Raw genomic sequence first — 1,917 nt, forward strand, 5'->3', positions numbered from 1 at the left:
AAAACCAAGAACTAGACTATGAAGGGTGGGTCAATTTTATTGGCCAAAGGTGGGTCAAAATAGATGGCCATTGACAGCAAGCCCCAGAACCGGCTTTTCGAGTTCCAGGCACTCTGCGTAGGCCCTTATCTGAGTCCAGTGTTTGTCGGCATCCTGCTCGGTGTCTGTCTTGTGGTCGATCACCCAGTAGCCGTCATCGGTTTCTACCAGTAGGTCAATCACGCCACTCAGGGTCTGACCTTGCTGGTTCAGGGCTAGCACATTGCATTCGCAATGGGCCTGCGTCATGCCCAGTTGGGTTTGCAGGGCTTCCGCCAGCGCGTTGAGGTGGGTCTCGCATTGATCCCGCCAGCCCGGTGGTAGCTCATTCACGGGTGCCAATGCAATGGCGCGATCGATGATCGTAGGGTTTTTGAGATGCGTTTGGTAAAGCTGGTGCACCCAGGAGCCAAGCTCGTCAGCACGAATCTCTGTGCGCAGGGCCGTCAGTGGCATCGGTGAACCGTAGGACAGTTCTTCGGAACCCGCAGGTGATTGAGATTCTGGTTGGTGACTCAGTGACGGCGTCTGGACGTTCTCAATTGGCGATGGCGTTATACCATCGGCAATAGAGACAATGTTGCGGCTTGGAGTGGTTGAGTCCAGCTCAGGGACTCTGGCCATGTCACTGGTCATGGCAGTTTCCTGGAAATCGAAGGCTGTGTCTGCCTCCGGCTTGAACAGGCCGCTGATTCGGTGGAGCAGAGAGCCGTCCTCTGGCTTGCTGAACCAGGGCAGAATCAGTTGTTCCCGGGCGCGGGTCATGGCCACATAATAGAGATTTCGGTCAGCTTGGTCCTGCTCCGGCAATAGCGGTGCCTTCATTCGGTCTACGGAGCGGGAGTCCGCAAAATTCGGCAGGATCCGGACAAAGCTGTGTTGCAGCATCTTCCGGGCGTCCTCAGAGGTATAGGCCATATCCGTGGCGGGTAGTTGGATCTTACTTGCTTCTTTGCCCTGCAGGACCAGCACCACCGGCCACTCAAGGCCTTTGGCGCCGTGCCAGGTCTTCAGGATGACGGCATCATCCGCCTGGGGATCAGCCTCGGGTTGGGTGTCGAACTCCTCGCGGTTTTCTTCCAGCCAAGCCTGAAACGTAGCCGGATTGTGGCCGAACAGCCCCTGCGCCTGCAGGGTTTCCGGCTGCTGTTGCTGAAAACTCTGAGCCAGGCCGAGCAGTGCGACGACGTTGGCACGTTCCTGCTCCCCGGTCTCCCGGTATTGCAGGCGCTGATACAAATCGCCGTGTTCGATGATGGCTTCCACCTGCTCCTGTACAGATTTGAAAGCAAGCTCCCGCGCAGGTGGGACCAGTGGGTTTAGCGGCATTGTATCGAGAGAGCCCTGATTGATCCGCTGCTCCAGTTGATGTTCCAGCGTGTCGCTGTGGTGCCCGTTAATCAGGGGGGAGGTGAGCAACGCGAGCGCCGCATACTGGTCATTGGGGTTGGTGAGCCACTGCAGGGCGTTGAGAACCCACTGAACCGCCGGGCTCTCGAACAGGCCTGGTTCCTGAAGCTGGGGGCGGATACCGACCTGGCGTAGTGCGCCCGCAAAGGTCTGGAGTTTGGTGTGGGTGCGGGCAAGCACGGCAATGTCGGCGGGTCTGATGGGACGTTTGGTCTGAGTGGCCCGATCCTTTATCTGGTGGCCGGAATCCAGAAGGCTCTGGATGTGATTGGCCATTGCAATGGTGCCGTCACTATACAGGCCAGGCTTATTCTTCGACTTTTTGACGCTCCATAGATCATGGTCGAATCGAAGTACATGAACTGGTGCCAGTTCCGAGTGTTCTTCTTCCGTAAGCGCAAGCAAATCGACCCACTTGCCCCGGAACCCGCTATCAGCTCTTTGTAGGAGCTGGCTCCAGGTCAGTAT

1 protein-coding gene is annotated in these 1,917 nt (G+C 57.3%); it reads right to left on the reverse strand.

Going from position 1 to position 1,917, the window contains the following annotated elements; genetic code table 11:
- Positions 1–54 precede the first annotated feature (54 nt).
- Positions 55–1,917, reverse strand: a 1,863-nt coding sequence (locus AC1RQI_RS16710) for a 3'-5' exonuclease (protein WP_481905744.1), incomplete at its 5' end; no start/stop codon positions are given.

It is taken from the genome of Salicola sp. AFF1 (assembly GCF_056783195.1).